The sequence below is a fragment of the Sphingobium sp. ZW T5_29 genome (assembly GCF_044987515.1).
GTDB lineage: Bacteria > Pseudomonadota > Alphaproteobacteria > Sphingomonadales > Sphingomonadaceae > Sphingobium.
This window is the reverse complement of the sequence record NZ_JBJDRM010000002.1, coordinates 100,330-114,652: the sequence shown is the minus strand read 5'-3', so window position 1 is coordinate 114,652 and position 14,323 is coordinate 100,330. Positions and strand designations below refer to the sequence as shown.

The 14,323-nt window shown below is 62.7% G+C and carries 18 protein-coding genes; 10 read left to right on the top strand and 8 right to left on the bottom strand.

Annotated features, from left to right (window positions below; translation table 11 throughout):
* Positions 1-11 precede the first annotated feature (11 nt).
* The gene (gene dnaN / locus ACI3KQ_RS01945) at positions 12-1,124 is read right to left on the bottom strand and encodes a DNA polymerase III subunit beta (RefSeq protein WP_404954262.1); all 1,113 of its coding nucleotides are present in this window, start codon (positions 1,122-1,124) and stop codon (positions 12-14) included.
* A 169-nt stretch (positions 1,125-1,293) separates the two neighbouring features.
* Between dnaN and ACI3KQ_RS01940 the strand changes: the two genes are divergently transcribed.
* Positions 1,294-1,773 (top strand): invasion associated locus B family protein, encoded by a 480-nt coding sequence (locus ACI3KQ_RS01940; protein ID WP_404954260.1) that lies wholly within the window; start codon positions 1,294-1,296, stop codon positions 1,771-1,773.
* A 75-nt stretch (positions 1,774-1,848) separates the two neighbouring features.
* Entirely contained in the window at positions 1,849-3,108 is a 1,260-nt protein-coding gene (rlmN, locus tag ACI3KQ_RS01935) for a 23S rRNA (adenine(2503)-C(2))-methyltransferase RlmN (protein ID WP_404954258.1), read from the top strand.
* 100 nt (positions 3,109-3,208) lie between these two features.
* Here rlmN and ACI3KQ_RS01930 read toward each other — a convergent pair whose 3' ends face one another.
* On the bottom strand, positions 3,209-3,724 hold the full coding sequence (locus ACI3KQ_RS01930; protein ID WP_404954256.1) for a porin family protein: 516 nt from the start codon (positions 3,722-3,724) through the stop codon (positions 3,209-3,211).
* Positions 3,725-4,126: 402 nt separating this feature from the next.
* On the opposite strand from ACI3KQ_RS01930, the gene ACI3KQ_RS01925 reads away from it, so the two are divergent.
* The 7 genes from ACI3KQ_RS01925 to ACI3KQ_RS01895 all read left to right on the top strand — a co-directional run bounded on the left by ACI3KQ_RS01925 (position 4,127) and on the right by ACI3KQ_RS01895 (position 9,012).
* Positions 4,127-4,834: a cytochrome b/b6 domain-containing protein gene (locus ACI3KQ_RS01925; RefSeq protein WP_404954516.1), complete on the top strand. Its 708-nt coding sequence runs from the start codon at positions 4,127-4,129 to the stop codon at positions 4,832-4,834.
* A complete protein-coding gene (locus tag ACI3KQ_RS01920) occupies positions 4,831-5,583 on the top strand; it encodes a molybdopterin-dependent oxidoreductase (protein ID WP_404954254.1) in 753 nt (250 codons plus the stop codon). The genes ACI3KQ_RS01925 and ACI3KQ_RS01920 overlap by 4 nt, the downstream gene beginning before the upstream one ends.
* A gap of 32 nt (positions 5,584-5,615) precedes the next feature.
* A complete protein-coding gene (locus tag ACI3KQ_RS01915) occupies positions 5,616-6,857 on the top strand; it encodes a class I SAM-dependent methyltransferase (protein ID WP_404954252.1) in 1,242 nt (413 codons plus the stop codon).
* Positions 6,858-6,970: 113 nt separating this feature from the next.
* Positions 6,971-7,273, top strand: coding sequence for a hypothetical protein (locus ACI3KQ_RS01910; protein ID WP_404954514.1), 303 nt, complete (start codon positions 6,971-6,973; stop codon positions 7,271-7,273).
* Positions 7,274-7,429: 156 nt separating this feature from the next.
* Positions 7,430-7,852, top strand: coding sequence for a DUF350 domain-containing protein (locus tag ACI3KQ_RS01905; RefSeq protein WP_404954250.1), 423 nt, complete (start codon positions 7,430-7,432; stop codon positions 7,850-7,852).
* A gap of 3 nt (positions 7,853-7,855) precedes the next feature.
* Positions 7,856-8,713 carry a serine protease gene (locus tag ACI3KQ_RS01900; RefSeq protein WP_404954248.1) on the top strand — a complete coding sequence of 286 codons (858 nt, stop codon included), beginning with the start codon at positions 7,856-7,858 and terminating at the stop codon, positions 8,711-8,713.
* Positions 8,714-8,742: 29 nt separating this feature from the next.
* Positions 8,743-9,012: a DUF3297 family protein gene (locus ACI3KQ_RS01895; protein WP_404954245.1), complete on the top strand. Its 270-nt coding sequence runs from the start codon at positions 8,743-8,745 to the stop codon at positions 9,010-9,012.
* 55 nt (positions 9,013-9,067) lie between these two features.
* On the opposite strand, the gene ACI3KQ_RS01890 is transcribed toward ACI3KQ_RS01895, so the two are convergent.
* The 4 genes from ACI3KQ_RS01890 to ACI3KQ_RS01875 form a co-directional block, all read right to left on the bottom strand.
* A complete protein-coding gene (locus tag ACI3KQ_RS01890) occupies positions 9,068-9,769 on the bottom strand; it encodes a CHAP domain-containing protein (protein WP_404954243.1) in 702 nt (233 codons plus the stop codon).
* A gap of 79 nt (positions 9,770-9,848) precedes the next feature.
* Positions 9,849-10,376 (bottom strand): CHAP domain-containing protein, encoded by a 528-nt coding sequence (locus ACI3KQ_RS01885; RefSeq protein ID WP_404954241.1) that lies wholly within the window; start codon positions 10,374-10,376, stop codon positions 9,849-9,851.
* A 91-nt stretch (positions 10,377-10,467) separates the two neighbouring features.
* A complete protein-coding gene (recF, locus tag ACI3KQ_RS01880; RefSeq protein ID WP_404954239.1) occupies positions 10,468-11,550 on the bottom strand; it encodes a DNA replication/repair protein RecF in 1,083 nt (360 codons plus the stop codon).
* A gap of 40 nt (positions 11,551-11,590) precedes the next feature.
* Positions 11,591-12,109 (bottom strand): hypothetical protein, encoded by a 519-nt coding sequence (locus ACI3KQ_RS01875; protein ID WP_404954237.1) that lies wholly within the window; start codon positions 12,107-12,109, stop codon positions 11,591-11,593.
* Between the two features lie 153 nt (positions 12,110-12,262).
* Here ACI3KQ_RS01875 and ACI3KQ_RS01870 point away from each other — a divergent pair, with 153 nt between their 5' ends.
* A complete protein-coding gene (locus tag ACI3KQ_RS01870; protein ID WP_404954235.1) occupies positions 12,263-12,799 on the top strand; it encodes a peroxiredoxin in 537 nt (178 codons plus the stop codon).
* A gap of 17 nt (positions 12,800-12,816) precedes the next feature.
* On the opposite strand, the gene ACI3KQ_RS01865 is transcribed toward ACI3KQ_RS01870, so the two are convergent.
* Positions 12,817-13,740 carry a dienelactone hydrolase family protein gene (locus ACI3KQ_RS01865; RefSeq protein ID WP_404954233.1) on the bottom strand — a complete coding sequence of 308 codons (924 nt, stop codon included), beginning with the start codon at positions 13,738-13,740 and terminating at the stop codon, positions 12,817-12,819.
* A 42-nt stretch (positions 13,741-13,782) separates the two neighbouring features.
* Positions 13,783-14,193, bottom strand: coding sequence for a gamma-glutamylcyclotransferase (locus tag ACI3KQ_RS01860; protein WP_404954512.1), 411 nt, complete (start codon positions 14,191-14,193; stop codon positions 13,783-13,785).
* Between the last annotated feature and the right edge of the window lie 130 nt (positions 14,194-14,323).

The following is a 14,323-nucleotide window of genomic DNA, read 5'->3' as shown; positions in this document are numbered from 1 at the left end:
GGGTTCGCCCCTTAAACCCGCATGGGCATCAGGACATACAGCGCCGGGCTGCGGTCATTTTCGCGGATCAGCGTCGGCGCGGCTGCATCGGCGAGATGCAGTTCGACCAAATCGCTGTCGATCTGGCCAAGTATGTCCAGCAGATAGCGCGCGTTGAACCCGATTTCGAAGCCTTCGCCCTGGAACGCGCCGGGCACTTCTTCAGCTGCCGTGCCATTTTCCGGGCTGGTGACGGACAGGGTGATCTTGTCGCGATCCAGCGTCATCTTGACGGCGCGGGTCTTTTCCGTGGCGATGGTCGCGACGCGATCCACGCCTTCTTCGAAGCTGCGCGGATCGATCTTGAGCAGCTTGTCATTGCCGGTCGGAATCACGCGGCTGTAATCGGGGAAGGTGCCGTCGATCAGCTTGCTGGTCAGGATCGCGCTGCCCAGACCAAAGCGGATCTTGCTGGCCGAAAGCGAGATTGCCACCGACCCGTCAACTTCATCCAGCAGCTTGCGCAATTCGCCAATGCATTTGCGTGGTATGATGATGCCCGGCATGCCGTCAGCGCCGTCGGGACGGGGCACGGTGACGCGCGCCAGGCGGTGGCCATCGGTCGCCGCGGCCTTCAGCACGGGCTGGCCGTCGTCCGACACATGGAAATAAATGCCGTTCAGATAATAGCGCGTTTCTTCGGTCGAGATGGCGAAGCGCGTCTTGTCGATGATCTGCTTGAGCGTTTCGGCGGGCAGTTCAAAGCAGGTCGGCAGGTCGCCTTCGGCGATGACCGGAAAGTCGTCGCGCGGCAGGGTCGACAGGTTGAAGCGCGCCCGGCCCGCCTGGATCAGCATCTTGCCTTCGGCGGCATGGAGCGACACCTGCGATCCTTCGGGAAGCTTGCGGGCGATGTCGAACAGCGTGTGCGCCGATATGGTCGTCGCGCCGGGCTGTTCCACCTGCGCCGATACGCTCTCCACGATCTGGAGGTCGAGATCGGTCGCCATCAACTTGATCGCACCGTCCGCCGACGCCTCTATCAGCACGTTGGACAGGATCGGAATCGTATTGCGCCGCTCAACCACCGACTGGACGTGGCTGAGGCTCTTGAGAAGAGTTGCGCGTTCGATGGTGGCCTTCATGTCCCTGTTTGTCCGTTTCTTTTTCTGCGCAAAGCCCGGAGACGGTCGAATCCGGGCGACAATGATGGATGGTCCTTCATAGCTGCTATGACGGCGGCGGCAAGCGCTCGCTGGTCATTTCGGTGGAGCAAGGGTTGCAAAAGGGCACAGCATCGGCTTTGCCGGGCTGATGGTGCGCCTTTTCCTCATTTTACTGTCGATGTTAGCCGTCGCCGCGCCCGCCGCCGCCAAGGATTCACTTGGCATATTCGAGTTCTGGGGCGCGTTTCGCGATCCGGCGGCGCCGCGCTGCTATGCCATTGCCACGCCGGTCGGACGACGAGGGGAAGCCTTCGCCGCTGTGGGCACCTGGCCGCGGCAGCGGGTGCGCGGGCAAGTGCATTTCCGCCTGAGCCGCACCCGCGCGGAAGGCGCGCCCGTGACCCTGAGCGTCGGAGACCGGCGCTTTGCGCTGGTGGCGGGCCGGGGCGACGCCTGGGCGCAGGACCAACGGGCCGACGCCGCCATCATCGCCGCGATGCGGTCGGCCAGCAGCATGAGCGTCCAGACGACAGGGGCGAACGGGCGGGGCTTTGCCGATACCTACAGGTTGCGGGGGGCCGCCACCGCCATCGATGCGGCGGCGCTGGGGTGCGCGCGGCTGCGATAGGGCCGACGCGCACTGTTGGCACGGGCGGCACGGCTTCGCTTTAAAAGATGCCCAAAATCGGCTATGGGCCGCCTCATGCAGACAGCCGCTACTCCATTGATGCCGATTCCCGGCGCTATCGACCCTGTGCCCGTGCCGCGTGCGGTGACGCCGCGCGAAGACGGGCGCGTCGACCTGATGGGGCTTTCGCGGCCCCAGATAAAGGCCGTGCTGGAGGAGGCGGGCCTCGACACGAAGCAGGCGAAGCTGCGGTCCAAGCAGTTGTTCCATTGGCTCTATCATCGTGGCGAGACCGACTTCGACGCCATGACCGACCTTGCCAAACCGATGCGGGGCTGGATGGCGGAGCGCCTGATCGTCGGTCGTCCGCAGGTGGTGGAGGCCCAGGTGTCGACCGACGGCACCCGCAAATGGCTGCTACGGTCGGACGACGGCCAGGATTATGAGATGGTCTTCATCCCCGATGCCGATCGCGGGACGTTGTGCGTGTCCAGCCAGGTCGGCTGCACCCTGAATTGCCGTTTCTGCCATACCGGCACGATGCGGCTGGTGCGCAACCTGACGCCCGGCGAAATTGTCGGGCAGGTCATGCTGGCGCGCGATGCGCTGGGCGAATGGCCCAGGGGCAGCATGGCGTCGGCCAATGACGACGAAACAGATGACGCGCCCCAATATACCACCGACGGGCGCATGCTGACCAACATCGTCATGATGGGCATGGGCGAGCCGCTCTACAATTTCGATCATGTCCGTGACGCGTTGAAGATCGTGATGGACGGCGATGGCCTTGCCCTGTCCAGGCGGCGCATCACCCTGTCGACGTCCGGCGTCGTGCCGATGATGGCGCGTGCGGGCGAAGAGATTGGCGTCAACCTGGCCGTGTCGCTGCATGCGGTGACCAAGGATGTCCGCGACGAACTGGTGCCGCTCAACAAGAAATATGGGATCGAGGAGCTGCTCCAGGCATGCGCCGACTATCCGGGCGCGACCAATGCGCGACGCATCACATTTGAATATGTGATGATCAGGGACAAGAATGACAGCGACGACGACGCGCGTGAGCTGGTCCGCCTGATCCGCCAGTTCAAGCTGTCGGCAAAGGTCAACCTGATCCCGTTCAACCCCTGGCCGGGCACGGATTATGAATGTTCCACGCCCGACAGGATCAGGCGCTTTTCCGAAATCGTGTTTCAGGGCGGCATCTCTGCCCCGGTGCGCACGCCGCGCGGCCGTGACATCATGGCGGCCTGTGGGCAGCTGAAGTCAGCGTCGGAAAAGAAGAGCCGGGCGGAACTTGATCGACTGGCCGCAGAAAAGCAGGCCGCGCTGGGCTGACCTTGGGACGATTCAGTCCGCTTTCGCGCCAGGACGATGCTCATGCAAAAAGGGCGGCCCCGATGGGACCGCCCTTCCTGTCAGTTTCGATCGCGAAGGATCAGAAACGGAAGCCAACGCCGACGACGCCAGCGTCACGGCCGTTGAAATTGTCTTCATACTCGGTGCGCTGATATTCAGCCGAGATGTAGGTGTTGCCGTTCAGGGCGAACTCGATGCCGCCGCCGTAACGCACGCCTTCAACCGAGAAGCCAGCGTTGCTGTTGGACACTTCGAAGCGGGTGTTGGCGTAGCCAACCTTGCCGAATGCCAGCAGCTGCGGGTTCAGGACGTAGCCAAGACGAACCGAAGCGGCCAGGTCACGGCTGAGTTCCAGACCGGCATCGCCAACCGTGGTGTCGCTGAGCGATACTTCCGGGCCGAACGTGATGTTGGGGGTTACCGCCAGGTCGAAACCGGTGGTGACGCCATAAGCGAAGCCGTCTTCGCCGCCCAGCTTGTCATAGCCAGCGGTGACGCCAGCGCGGGGGCCGGTGAAGGGAGCAGCGTCCTGCGCAACGGCAGGAGCGGAGACGGCAGCGGCAGCAACAGCGGCTGCGAAAATCACAGTCTTCATAATAACCTCTTTTAATAAAAGCGCGATCGTCAGGAAAAAGACGTACGCCTTGTCAAATAGCAGGGGGTTTCCCTTGAAGATCCAATGATCATATCAAGAATGCCGTATAGGACGGCTTCCCCCTTTCCATCCTGCTTGCCGCGATTGTCATCGTCGGCGACGCGCATATGCTGATTTTCCTGTTACGTTGCAATATCGTCATGAACATAATCAAAGGTTGAGGCTTTTCAGCAACAGTCATTGCACAACCCCCGAAAGCCACATGCCGATCCAGCCAGCTAGGTTCATGACGATGCACCGCAGATGAACGGCTTAACTCTGGACGAGCAGAACGACATTTTTGACCCCGTCGGTGCAAAAGGGTAACAGTGCGCAATGGTGAGTGCAGCGCCCCCCGGTCAGATGCCCCCCGTCGATCCTTTGGTCATCCGCCACAAATGGCCGGTTCGCGTCTGGCACTGGCTGAACGCCGCGCTTCTATACATTCTACTGACCAGCGGGCTGGGCATATTCAACGCGCATCCCCGGCTTTATTGGGGCCAATATGGCGCCAATTTCGATAGAGCCTGGTTGGAGCCTGGACGGTTCGGACCGCTATTCACCCTGCCCGCTCACTATGATCTTGCCTTGTCGCGGCAGTGGCATCTGACCGCCGCGCCGCTGTTCGCCTTTGCACTGCTGGGCTACATGCTGTGGAGCCTCGCCAGCGGTCATGTCGGTCGGGATTTGGCGTTCCGGCGCGGCGAGCTGAGGCCACGTCATGTCTGGCAGGACATTCGCGACCATGCGCGGCTGCGCTTCCCGACCGGAGCGGCGGCGCTGCGCTACAATGTCCTGCAGAAGGCCAGCTATATCGGGATCATCTTCATTGTCCTGCCGGTCATCATCCTGACCGGACTGACGATGTCACCGGGCATGAACGCGGCATGGCCCTGGCTGCTGGACCTGTTCGGCGGACGCCAGTCGGCCCGCTCCATTCACTTCATCGCCGCCTTCGCGCTGGTCGTCTTTTTCCTTGTCCACATCCTGATGGTCGTGCTGGCGGGGCCGGTCAACGAACTGCGGTCCATGATCACCGGGCGCTACCGCGTGCCGCAGGACAGGTCATGAGCCTGATCCTTACCAGGCGCGCGATCATGCTGGGGGCCGGGGCCATGCTGACCGGTTGCGACCGGATCGCGCGCAATGACACCGTCCGGGATGCATTGTTCAACGCGCAGAATTTCCACAAATGGGCGCAACGCACCCTGATGGCGCGGGACGCGCTGGCACGGGAGTTCAGCCCCGACCATATTTCGCCGATTTTTCGTTCCAATGGCACGAATAATCCGAACACGACGGAATATAAGGCGCTGTGGCGGTCCGGCTTTGCCGATTGGCGGCTGCAAGTCACGGGACTGGTCGATCGCCCGCTGTCCCTGTCGCTGGCACAACTCCACAGCTTGCCGCATCGCGAACAGATCACCCGTCACGATTGCGTGGAAGGATGGAGCGCGATCGGCAAATGGCGTGGCGTGCCGCTCAAACTGCTGCTGGATGCTGCCCGGATGAAGGACAGGGCGCGCTACATCGTCCTTCATTGCGCGGACACCATGGGCGACGGCAATCCCTATTATGAAAGCATCGACCTGGTGGATGCCTTTCATCCGCAGACGATCCTGGCCTTTGCATTGAACGACCAACCGCTGCGCGTCGCCAATGGCGCACCCTTGCGGCTGCGTGTCGAGCGACAGCTGGGCTATAAACATGCCAAATATCTGATGAAGATCGAGGCGGTTGACGATCTGAAAGGCATAGGCGGCGGCAAAGGCGGCTATTGGGAAGATCGCGCCGGATATGATTGGTATGCAGGCATTTGACGCAGCCGGAATGACCTGACACTCTGGCAGTCATGAAATTATTTGATCGCGTCATCAATCGATTGGTCACGCGCGGCCAGTTGACCATCATCTATCATGACGGCCGCAAGGTGACGGCAGGGACCCCCGATCCCGCCTTCCCTTCGCTGGCATTGAAGTTCCGGGACGCGCGGGTGCCGTTCGACATCATGCGCGACCCGCGCCTGGGCATGGCGGAGGCCTATATCGACGGTCGCGTCGCGATAGAGGGCGGCGGCATCATGGAGCTGGTGTCCCTCATCCGCGCCAACAATGCCTGGGAAAGCGGTCGATCGATCAGTGACAAGGGCCGGTTGAAACGCGGTTTCCGGGCGGTGCGCCAATCGCTCTGGCGGGCGAACCATCGATCGCGATCCAAAAGGAACGTGGCCCATCATTACGACCTGTCCGGCGCGCTCTATGCCCTGTTCCTGGATCGCGACCGCCAATATAGCTGCGCCTATTGGCCCGACGCCGACAATGAAGCGGGCATCAGCCTGGAACAGGCGCAGGAAGACAAGAAGGCGCATATTGCCGCCAAGCTGCTGCTGAAACCGGGCATGAAGGTGCTGGACATCGGATGCGGATGGGGTGGCATGGCGCTGTATCTGCACCGGACCTGCGGCGTGGATGTCACCGGCATCACCCTGTCCGAAGAACAGCTGAAGGTCGCCCGCCAGCGCGCCGCGGACGCCGGCGTATCGGATCATGTGCGCTTTGAACTGATCGACTATCGCGACATGGCTGGCCCGTTCGACCGGATTGTATCGGTCGGCATGTTCGAACATGTCGGCACGGCGCATTATCGTGCCTTTTTCAACAAATGTCGGCAGCTTTTGGCCCCGGATGGCGTGATGCTGATCCACACGATCGGCCGGGTCGACGGCCCCGGCATCACCGACGCATTTACCCAGAAATATATTTTCCCCGGCGGCTACATCCCCGCTTTGTCGGAGATGATCGGAGGCAGCGAAGGCACGCGGTTGATGGTCACCGATGTCGAGGTGCTGCGCCTGCACTATGGCCTGACCATCCGTGAATGGTATCAACGCGCCATGGCGCACCGGGCGGACATTATCGCCCTGTATGATGAACGTTTCTTTCGCCTGTGGACTTTTTATCTGGCCGGGGCTGCAACCGTGTTCGAACATGGCAGCATGGTGAATTATCAGGTTCAATATGTCCGCGACCGCCGCACCCTGCCGATTACCCGCGACTATATGAGCGACGCGGAAAGCAGGCTGCGCGCCCGCTGATTTCCCTTAACAGCCGCTGACAGGATCGTTCCCGGACGGTTCAGTCATGCGGATGCATCTTGATTCCTGTGGTCCCCGCTGGCGAGCGGCGGACATATGCGAGGAGAAGGATGATGAAACTGTTCTGGAAGGGCGCGGTGGCGGCGGGTCTGGCTATGGCGACCCTGGGCGTTGCGGCGGCCCCGGCGCAGGCGCAACATTATCGCGGCGGTTATGACCATCGCGATTATCGGGAATGGCGCGGTGACCGCTACGGGGATCGACGGTGGGACGACCGCCGCGACTGGCGTAATCATCGGCGGCACTGGCGCGACGACCGGCGTGCCTATTACCGTCATTATCGCCAACGCTGCTGGACGGAATGGCGTTACAACCCCTATCGCGATCGCAATGTGCGCGTGCGTATCTGTCGGTAATTCGCGTCAGGTGTGACAGTCGATAGTAGCGCGCATCGTGGCATGTCCGACGATGCGCGCTACCATCTGTGCCCTTTTAGCCCATCAGTGCCCTTTTGGGACGAGGCGATCCGGTGACGATTGAACCAGTTGCCCGGTTGCGGCATTTTGCCCTGCATGACCGATCCGATGCCCGTTGTTCAAAGCCTGCTGTCCGGGCTCCCCATTTTCCTCTTGCACCTGGCCAGCGCCACGGTGGCATGGCTCGCCGCCCTGGCGCTCTATATGTGGATTACGCCGCATGACGAATTCGCGCTGATCCGCGCGGGCAATCAGGCGGCGGCGATTTCATTGGGAGGTGCGGCAATTGGCCTCGCCCTGCCGCTGGCTTTGTGCCTGGCGGGGTCGATCAATGTCTGGGACATATTGATCTGGGGCAGCGTCACGCTCATCCTTCAGCTGATCGCGTTTCGCTTTGTCGATTTCCTGCTGGGGTCGCTGTCCGCCCGGATCGAGGGCGATGAGCGGTCGGCTGCCATTTTCCTGGCGATGATGAAAATCGCCATCGCCTGCCTGACCGCCGCGGCGGTGGCGGGCTGAACTGTGGCGGGGCGTGGCATTGGCTGTCTACCGCTCATTCTGGGGGGCGTTTTGGCGCTCGCCTGGATAGGCGAAGTCACGCAAGCCCCGCCGTTGCAGGTGGAAACATTCGACCCCCGGTCCCCCCGTCGCCCGATGCCGCAATGGAGCGACGAGGCATTCGTGATCGAAGATGCGCGCGAAGCCCCCGGCGACAGCATGGGCACGGCTTTCGCAATCGACCGGGACGGCACCTGGCTGACCGCCGAACATGTCACCCGCGATTGTTCGCGCATCGGCCTGCAGGAAGGCAATGTCGCCCGCGCCGTGTCCCGCATCGTGCAAAGCCGGGAGGCTGACGCCGCTCTGGTGCGGGACGGCCTTCCCAGCGACGATGCGCTGCCATTATCTGATCGCGTGCCGATGGCTGGATCAACCGGATTTCATATGGGGTTTCCCGCCGGGCGTCCGACACTGGTCGTATCGGAACTGATCGGCGCGGCCAGCGCGCGGCGTGGGCAGAGTGAAGAGACGGAGCCGGTCCTGGCATGGGCAGAGGTGGGTCGCTTGCCCGCCGGCGATAACATGCTTTCGGGCATCAGCGGCGGGCCAGTCTTTGCCGAAGACGGTCATGTCGTGGGGGTCAACAGCGCCGCCACCGGCCGACGCGGGCGGATATTGACGACGGCCCCGGACGCGATGATCAGACTGGTCGCGGCAAGCCGTGCGGTCGATGACCGACCGGTCGCCTACCCCTTTGCTGGCCTGACCGACGCGGAAGCGCGCTTTGCCGCATGGCTGGAACAGGGCGTGATCCGCCGCATCTTCTGCGACGTGGATGAAGGGGCTCAACGGTTGACGACAGCCGTGCCGAACGGCTAGGCCGCGCGAAACACAGGATTGACACGATCATGAGCGACACGCCTCCCGACCGCCTTTCAACCAACCCGCGCAGCCCCCATTTCGACATGGAGCAATTGCAGCGCGGCGTCGGCATCCGTTTCAAGGACCGGGTGCGCACGGATGTCGAGGAATATTGCATTTCCGAAGGCTGGATTCGGGTCGCTGCTGGAAAGACGCGTGACCGCCATGGGCAACCGCTGACAATCAAACTGTCGGGTCCCGTCGAAGCATGGTTCGAACAATCCGCGGACGAAGGCGAGGACAAGCCCGCCGAATAAACGCGGCGGCCTGCGCGAAACCGGCATGGCGATCGACCATGCCGGGTATTGACGGTCACCGCAATCGGGCGTCCCGCTTCACATCAGCGATAATATCTGCCAGCGACCTGGCCGCAGGCGTAGCGTCGGCGAAACGCATGGCGCGCATATCCAGAGCCAGCCGAGGCGCGGATGCGGGCCTGGCCGACCTTTTCAATGGCGCCACGGGCTGCGTCACGGCGTCGGCATTCCGGTCCGGCATGTCAGCATCAGCCGTGACCAAACGCACGCTGGTCCCAAGGGCCGGATCGGGTTCAAAGGGACGCAGCCGGGAAGTTGCGGAGTAGATGAATCCGAAAGTCGGGTTCGTACGCGCGCCCATCGTCTGCGTGGGACTATGCCAGACGCGCACCTGGCTCCAGTCGCCTTCTTCCGACACGTCGATCACGGGAACATCTTCCTCAATCGCGCCGGGGACCGACCAGTTGGCATGGCGGATGAGCAGGCGGCGATCGTCCAGCACCTTGCTGACCACTGCGACATGGCCGAGCGTCATCGGCCCCATCGGACGGAATGTCAGCACCGCCCCACGGCGTGGCGCATGACCGCGCTGGTAGCGAGTGGCTGCCTGATCCCACCAGGTCAGGGCATCGCCACGAATATTCACGCCCGACACGATACGGGCATAAGGCACGCATTGCAGAGCAGACGCACCAAGCGCAGGCGTGGCTATCCAACCAGCCAGAAGCATGGCTGCCCCGCGAGCAATTCGAAACATAAATGCGACCTCGATAAATCGAAGAATCGCCCCACCGCGAATGAAACTATCCGGCGGTCCTTAGAAAATGATTAATGGGTCAGAAAGCACGCCCGGCGGCGGCATTGTCAGAGGCGGACGCCATGGCGATCTGAACCTTCGCCGATGCAGGAGCCTGATGCGGGTAGATGAAACCCTTGGCCGGATTGGAGCGCACACCCAGACCGCCGATCGGACCATACCAGACGCGCACGTCGGTCCAGTCATTGTTCGGCGAAACATCGACAGCGCGAACATCACGTTCAATGCCGCCGCGATAGGACCAGTTGGCGTGGGTCAGCAGCACTTCGCGGTCGCTGACCACCTGGCTGACCATGGCGACATGACCGACGGGCATGGCCCGGCTCGCCGAAAAAGCAAGCACGGCGCCGACCTTGGGCTGATTGCCGCGTTCGTAGCGGCCTTCCGCCTGGCCCCACCAGCTGTGGGCGTTGCCGTAAATTTCGATGCCGGAAATCTGGCGGGCATAAGGCACGCACTGCAACACGCCGGCGGTCGCGGGGGCGGCGATCAGCACGCCCAGAACGAGCGTCCACGCTGCAACAAGCGCTCGAAAACCGCTGACCATGGAAGAAATGCCCCCGAATTCTTGATCTTATCGACCCCGGGCTTCTTTGTGCAGATGAACGGCGAGTTGAGAAGCGGCGCGCGACGAACGGTTAGACGGACGGGTTAACCTGCGGAACCCCGACATGACCCGCGGATACCGTCAGACGGGTGGCGGAAGACAAGTCACTGAAAAGACTATCTTCTGTGCCGGTCATCCAGACTTGCCCCCCGGTCATCGCCAGCCGATCGAACAATGCGGCCCGTCTCATCGGGTCGAGATGAGCCGCCACTTCGTCGAGCAGCAACACGGGCGGTTGCCCCCGCCGCGCGGCAACCAGGGCGGCATGTGCGAGCAGGATCGATAGCAGCAGCGCCTTCTGCTCACCCGTCGAACATAATGCCGCCGCCTGCCCCTTTGCCGCATGGACGACGGCCAGGTCATTCCGATGCGGGCCGGACAATGTGCGCCCGGCAGCGGCATCGCGCCGCCGTTCCCGTGCGAGCCGGGGCGCGAGCGGTTCACCTGCGCCATCCTCTTGCGCAATCGCCAGCGCCGGGCGGGCAAAGGGCTGGTCCGGTTGAGCGGCAAGCTCTACGCTCAACCGTTCGACCAGATCCGCGCGCGCGCTGGCCAGCGCCGCGCCATGTTCGTCCATCTGCGCTTCCAGAGCCGTCAGCCAGCCGGCGTCGGCTGCGGAAAGATTGGTCAACAACCGATTGCGCGCGCGCATCGCGGCTTCATAGCGGGCGCTGTGGACGGCATGTCCCGGATGCAGGGCAAGCGTCAGCCGGTCGAGGAAGCGCCTTCGCCCGCCAGGGCTGTCCATGAACAGCCGGTCCATCGCGGGGGTCAGCCACACGATGGCGAGGTAATCGGCCAAGGCGTTGGCAGACGACGCCACCCCGCCGATCCGCACCTGCCGCCGGTCGGGCGCGCCGGGCGCGACCCCGGTTCCCAGCAGCACGCCATCGATTTCCGCCGCAATGCCGAAACTGCCGGACCCGCCCTGCCGCGCCATGTCGCGCAATGCCGCCCCCCGCAAGCCACGTCCGGGGGCGAGCATGGACACCGCTTCCAATATATTGGTCTTGCCCGCGCCATTTTCGCCGGTCAGGACGATGAAGGCGTGATCGGGCACGATCAGCGCATCCGCATGATTGCGGAAATCGCTCAAGGTCAAACGGCCGATCATCGGCCCGCTCTAGCCGTCGCGGGGCGAAACGGAAAGCGGTTCAGCAACGCTTGCGCGTCACCGCTGCTCCATCGTTAATGACGGTGAGTTCGCGACCACTGGCGGAGGGCCGCAGTTCAACCTTTTTCGTCCAGCTGTCACCTTCGCCGGTGAAGGCCGCATCCACGCGAACCCGCCCTCCCCGCCCCGACGTGACAGCCGTGACCGTGCCGACACTTTCGTGAAAGATCAGGCTCTTGGGCGTCACGGTCAATTCCATATCGGACGACCGGTCGCCGCAGACATCATTCAACCCGGTCCATCGCCCCTGCACGGCAACCGGGATCGTACCAGCGACCGAAGCGCCATCCGGCTGCTGCGGTTTCTCGCTATCGCTTTCGTTGCGTGTCGGATTGGCGGCATCGTCCGGCGCCAGGCTTTCATCATCGACGGGCGACTGGTTGCTGACGTCATAGGAGGCTTGTTCCTCCACGATGTTGGTCGACATGCCGGGTTGGCGGTCATCCATCTGGTCGCACGCGGCGAGCAGCAGGAGTGGAAGGGTTAGAAACAGGCGCATCCGTAATGAACCGGCGATGGGACAGACGGTTCCGCCACGCCGCCGGACCCTATATGCCGCTCGCCCGTTGGGCGCTTGCATGCCAGGCCGGTTGGGGTCATCAACGGTGCGACGAGATGGTTCCACGGCCCGTGGCATAGCTGGAGAAAGCCGATGAGCAAATGGATGATGATCGCCCTGGGCCTGGCCGCCGCGACAATCGGGTCGAACGGAGCCATGGCGGCGCTTGCCGTTGGAGCCAAGGCGCCCGATTTCACCACGCGCGGCGCGCTGGCGGGCAAGGCCTTTACATTGACCCTGTCGCATCAGCTGAAGCGCGGACCGGTCGTGCTCTATTTCTTTCCCAAGGCGTTCACGCCCGGATGTTCGGCCGAAGCGCGTGAGTTCGCTGAGCATATCGACGATTTCAAAAAGGCTGGCGCAACGGTGATCGGCATGTCGACCGATACGGTCGATGACCTTGTCGCCTTTTCCACCAAGGAATGCGCGGGTAAATTCGCGGTCGCATCCGCCGGACCGGCCATCGTGACAGGTTATGACGTGGCGCTGAAGATGCGGCCCAGCATCACCGATCGCACATCCTACGTCATCGCGCCCACGGGCCGCATCGCCTTTGTCCACAGCGAGATGAATTATAGCGGCCATGTGAAGGGCACGCTGGCCGCCGTGCAGGCGATGCGGGCAAAATAGGCTGGCTGTCAGGACCCTCAGCTCGCCTCGCCGCCCTTCACATAGCGCCCGAACCAGTCGAGGGTGGCGCTCCACGCAGCCGTGGCCGCCGCTTCATTATAGCTGGGGCGATAATCCGCCATGAAACCGTGATCTGCTTGCGGATAGAGCGTGATGTCATCTGGCGGGGATTTGTCTGCCGCTTTGAGCGCCGCCCTCATCGCTTCCACGTCGGCCACCGGAATCCCCTTGTCCAGTGCGCCATATTGGCCAAGCACCGGCGCTTTCAGCGCTGCGGCCTGATCGATCGGGCGCAGCGGCTGTAGCGCCGTCTTGTCATTGACCAACCGCCCGTAGAAGGCGACGCCCGCGTCCAGCTTCGCACTGTGCGCCGCATATAGCCAAACAATCCGCCCGCCCCAGCAGAAGCCGGTTATGCCCCGGCGGCTGGCATCGCCGCCATGCGATCCCGCCCAGTCATAGGTGGCGTCGATGTCGGATAAAACCTGATCGTCGGGCGCCTTGGATACGATCATATCGATCAGCTGCTTGAAATCGGCAATTTTGGTCGCGTCGCCATGACGAGCGAACAGGTCCGGGGCGACCGCGTGATAGCCCTGTCTCGCGAAGCGCCGACATATGTCGCGGATCCATTCATGGACCCCGAAAATTTCATGCACGACGCAGATCACCGGCGCATTTTTCGCCGCTGCCGGGCGTGCGCAAAATGCGGGCATGGCAAAGCCGTCATGGGCCGGAATAGACACCTGCTCTTCCTTCAACCCATCGCCCGACGTCTGCACCGCACTGCTCGACACAGGATGGCAGGCGGCGGCGAAGCCTGCTGCGAACGCGCCGGAGACCAGCAATTTGCGGCGATCAAGGCCCGTCGAACCGATCCAGTTGCGGTCGTCGGGCAGGCGTTCGGGGCTGGGCTGATCATCGGTTTCGATCGTCATCATGCTGTCCTCCAACCGGTGGCCCCCGCGCCCGCAGCCTACCTGCTAAAATGCCGAGCGCAAGGCGCGTCGGCGCAGGAAATCCCCGCTCTCGATCAACTCCAGCCAGGCCACGTCCCGGTTGTAGACATAGACCCATGCCTGCGCGGGGCCGCTTTCGGATTGCACGATCAGCCGCTCGCGGCGATATTCATGAGGGCGGGGAAAATGCGCCGAACATTCCTCATGCTCGTCGAGCCTGTCCAGAACGGCGGGATCCTTGGGGAGAAGAAACAGGTCGCCCACAACAAACGCCGTCGGACATGGGACAAAGCCGGGATAATCCTGAACGCGATAGAGCCTGCCCTGCGCAGTCGCGGGACCGGCATGGCGCGCCACAGAGGCCAGCCATTTCGCCATCAGGCCATCAAACCCGGCGCGCAGGGTTCCGTAAACAAAAAGCAATTGCTGATCCATGAGCTGAAGCAACGCTGTGCCATCCGCCAAGTGCAACAGGCAATAAAAAAGCCGCCCTGGCATGATCCCGGGCGGCCTTTTTTAGCTCCCTCATGACAAGGGAGAGTTGTCGAGCGAGAAATCGCTTAGG

What these genes read in the sequence shown, in the direction of transcription:
- dnaN (WP_404954262.1), bottom strand. Translation starts at nt 1,124, where the DNA reads ATGAAGGCCACCATCGAACGCGCAACTCTTCTCAAGAGCCTCAGCCAC.
- ACI3KQ_RS01940 (WP_404954260.1), top strand. Translation starts at nt 1,294, where the DNA reads ATGGTGCGCCTTTTCCTCATTTTACTGTCGATGTTAGCCGTCGCCGCG.
- rlmN (WP_404954258.1), top strand. Translation starts at nt 1,849, where the DNA reads ATGCAGACAGCCGCTACTCCATTGATGCCGATTCCCGGCGCTATCGAC.
- ACI3KQ_RS01930 (WP_404954256.1), bottom strand. Translation starts at nt 3,724, where the DNA reads ATGAAGACTGTGATTTTCGCAGCCGCTGTTGCTGCCGCTGCCGTCTCC.
- ACI3KQ_RS01925 (WP_404954516.1), top strand. Translation starts at nt 4,127, where the DNA reads ATGCCCCCCGTCGATCCTTTGGTCATCCGCCACAAATGGCCGGTTCGC.
- ACI3KQ_RS01920 (WP_404954254.1), top strand. Translation starts at nt 4,831, where the DNA reads ATGAGCCTGATCCTTACCAGGCGCGCGATCATGCTGGGGGCCGGGGCC.
- ACI3KQ_RS01915 (WP_404954252.1), top strand. Translation starts at nt 5,616, where the DNA reads ATGAAATTATTTGATCGCGTCATCAATCGATTGGTCACGCGCGGCCAG.
- ACI3KQ_RS01910 (WP_404954514.1), top strand. Translation starts at nt 6,971, where the DNA reads ATGAAACTGTTCTGGAAGGGCGCGGTGGCGGCGGGTCTGGCTATGGCG.
- ACI3KQ_RS01905 (WP_404954250.1), top strand. Translation starts at nt 7,430, where the DNA reads ATGACCGATCCGATGCCCGTTGTTCAAAGCCTGCTGTCCGGGCTCCCC.
- ACI3KQ_RS01895 (WP_404954245.1), top strand. Translation starts at nt 8,743, where the DNA reads ATGAGCGACACGCCTCCCGACCGCCTTTCAACCAACCCGCGCAGCCCC.
- ACI3KQ_RS01890 (WP_404954243.1), bottom strand. Translation starts at nt 9,769, where the DNA reads ATGTTTCGAATTGCTCGCGGGGCAGCCATGCTTCTGGCTGGTTGGATA.
- ACI3KQ_RS01885 (WP_404954241.1), bottom strand. Translation starts at nt 10,376, where the DNA reads ATGGTCAGCGGTTTTCGAGCGCTTGTTGCAGCGTGGACGCTCGTTCTG.
- recF (WP_404954239.1), bottom strand. Translation starts at nt 11,550, where the DNA reads ATGATCGGCCGTTTGACCTTGAGCGATTTCCGCAATCATGCGGATGCG.
- ACI3KQ_RS01875 (WP_404954237.1), bottom strand. Translation starts at nt 12,109, where the DNA reads ATGCGCCTGTTTCTAACCCTTCCACTCCTGCTGCTCGCCGCGTGCGAC.
- ACI3KQ_RS01870 (WP_404954235.1), top strand. Translation starts at nt 12,263, where the DNA reads ATGAGCAAATGGATGATGATCGCCCTGGGCCTGGCCGCCGCGACAATC.
- ACI3KQ_RS01865 (WP_404954233.1), bottom strand. Translation starts at nt 13,740, where the DNA reads ATGATGACGATCGAAACCGATGATCAGCCCAGCCCCGAACGCCTGCCC.
- ACI3KQ_RS01860 (WP_404954512.1), bottom strand. Translation starts at nt 14,193, where the DNA reads ATGGATCAGCAATTGCTTTTTGTTTACGGAACCCTGCGCGCCGGGTTT.